Annotated in this window: 3 protein-coding genes; 1 reads left to right on the forward strand and 2 read right to left on the reverse strand. The window is 72.2% G+C overall.

The genetic code is table 11. The annotated features are described in order from the left end of the window. Both FNH04_RS44890 and FNH04_RS48420 read right to left on the reverse strand, forming a co-directional pair. Positions 1 to 829: LysR family transcriptional regulator (locus tag FNH04_RS44890; RefSeq protein WP_152791982.1), on the reverse strand; the 829-nt coding region annotated here is incomplete at its 3' end. Positions 830 to 837: 8 nt separating this feature from the next. After that, the gene (locus FNH04_RS48420; RefSeq protein WP_228032016.1) at positions 838 to 1,131 is read right to left on the reverse strand and encodes a hypothetical protein; all 294 of its coding nucleotides are present in this window, start codon (positions 1,129 to 1,131) and stop codon (positions 838 to 840) included. Positions 1,132 to 1,135: 4 nt separating this feature from the next. Here FNH04_RS48420 and FNH04_RS44895 point away from each other — a divergent pair, with 4 nt between their 5' ends. Next, the gene (locus FNH04_RS44895; RefSeq protein ID WP_228032017.1) at positions 1,136 to 2,341 is read left to right on the forward strand and encodes an MFS transporter; all 1,206 of its coding nucleotides are present in this window, start codon (positions 1,136 to 1,138) and stop codon (positions 2,339 to 2,341) included. The last annotated feature ends 39 nt before the right edge of the window (positions 2,342 to 2,380 follow it).

Raw genomic sequence — 2,380 nt, forward strand, 5'->3', positions numbered from 1 at the left:
CCGTCAGCTCGGCCACTCCGGGGCGGGGCACGGCCGGTGGGGGCAGGAGGGCCACGCCCAGGCCGGCGGCGACCAGGCCCCTCAGGGTCTCGGCCTCCTCGCCCTCGAAGGCGATGCGGGGCTTGAAGCCCGCCTGCCGGCACAGGTCGTCGGTGATACGGCGCATGCCGTAGCCGGGTTCCAGGGTCACGAAGGTCTCCTCGGCGGCCTCGGCGAGGCGTACGCGCTTGCGGGAGGCGAGGCGGTGGTCGGCCGGGACGACGAGGCGCAGCTTCTGTTCGTCGAGGCGGCGGGCTACCAGGTCGGGGGCGTCCGGGACGGGGGATGTCAGGCACAGGTCCAGTTCGCCCGACCGCAGCCGTTCGATCATCGCCTCGCCGTAGTTCTGGACGAGGCTGAAGCGGACGCGCGGATGGTCGGCGCGGAAGGCGCGGATGAGCCCGGGGACCGTCTCCGACCCCATGGTGTGCAGAAAGCCGAACGCGACCTTGCCGGTGGCGGGGTCGGCGTCGGCGCGCACCTCGTCGGCCGCGCGTTCGATCTCCGCGAGGGCGCGCTCCACGGAGCCGAGGAACGTACGGCCTGCGGGGGTGAGGGAGACCGTGCGCCCCCGGCGGGCGAACAGGTCGACGCCCAGGTCCTGTTCGAGCCGGACCATGGCCCGGGACAGCGTCGACTGCGGGACCTGCATCTCCTGCGCGGCCCTGGTGACATGTTCGGTGCGGGCGACGCCGGCGAAGTACGCGAGACGCGGGGCGAGCATCGCCACGATGTCTTCTGTGTCACTGGACGGTGACAGGTGAGCCTCTGACCTCTGCTGATGCACCATGGGAACGATTATGACGGTTCCATGCATTGGACGGATGAGTGGTGGGGTTCGTACGTTCGAGGCATGCCTTCCGTCAGTACCGAGGCGCCTGCCACCGCGGGCGCCGAAGCAGTCGTTCCCACCGGTTCCTCGGCGTCGACCACGTCGATGACCTCTTCCGCGCCTTCCGCATCGTCCATGTCTTCCGCGTCTTCCGTGGCTTCCGTGTCCTCCGCGGCTTCCGTGTCCTCCGCGTCTTCCGCGTCGGCAACTTCTCCTGTCGCCCCGTGCGCGTCCTCCGCCTCCGCCTCCTCCGGTGACACGCGGATGGCTCCGGGCGGGCCCGGCTACCGCCGGATGAGTCTGGCCCTCTTCCTCGCGGGTGTCGCGACCTTCGCACTGCTCTACTCCACGCAGGCGCTCCTGCCCCTGGTCTCGGGGGACTTCGGGGCGACCGCGAGTACGGCGAGCTGGACGGTGTCGGCCGCGACGGGTGCGCTGGCGCTGTTCGTGCTGCCGATGAGCGCGCTGTCGGAGCGGTTCGGGCGGCGTACGGTGATGACGGCGTCGCTGGCGGTCGCGGTGACGGTCGGGCTGCTGATCCCCTTCGCCCCGAACCTGAGTGCCCTGGTGGCGCTGCGGGCGGTGCAGGGCGCGGCGCTGGCGGGGGTGCCTGCTTCGGCGACGGCGTATCTGGCGGAGGAGGTCCGCCCGAGGGCGCTCATCACCGCGATCGGGCTGTTCGTCGCGGGCAACAGCGTCGGCGGTATGAGCGGTCGGGTCATCACCGGCTGGGTCGCGCAGGAGTGGGGCTGGAGGGTCGCGCTCGGTGTGCTCGGTGTCGTGGCGGTGGGATGCGCGGTGGCCTTCCGGCTGCTGCTGCCGGCGCCGAGGCACTTCACTCCGGGTTCGCTGCGGCCGCGGGTCCTGGCGGGTACGGTCCGGGCGCATCTGGCGAACCCGCTGCTGCGTCGGCTGTACGCGATCGGGGCGCTGTTCATGACGGTGTTCGGCGGCGTCTACACGGTGATCGGCTACCGGCTGAGCGAGGCCCCCTTCTCGCTTCCGCAGGGCATCGTCGGCTCGATCTTCCTGGTGTACCTGGTGGGTACGGTGTCGGCCTCCGCCGCCGGGAAGCTGGTCGGGCGGCTGGGTCGGCGCGGGGCACTGTACCTGGCGGGCGGTACGACGACGTCGGGGCTGGTCCTGTCCCTGGCCGGCTCACTGCCGCTGGTGCTGCTCGGGCTGGTCCTGATCACGGCGGGCTTCTTCGCGGGGCACGCGGTGGCGTCCTCGGCGGTGAGCCACACGGCCCGGCACGGGCGCGCCCAGGCTTCCGCGCTGTACCAGTCCGCGTACTACGTGGGCTCCAGCGTGGGGAGCACGCTCGGTGCGGTGGCGTTCCACTCGGGGGGCTGGAGCGGGACGGTGTCGATGGGGCTGCTGGCGGTGGCCGGCGTGGTGGCGATCACGGTGGCGGGGTCGCGGGCGGCTCGGGTTGAGGCTCGGCGGGGATTGGTGCCGGTGCGCTGAGGGAGCGCGTGGTGGGATGCCGCCCCCGCCGCCCCCACC

Source organism: Streptomyces phyllanthi (assembly GCF_009377205.1).
Lineage (GTDB): Bacteria > Actinomycetota > Actinomycetes > Streptomycetales > Streptomycetaceae > Streptomyces > Streptomyces phyllanthi.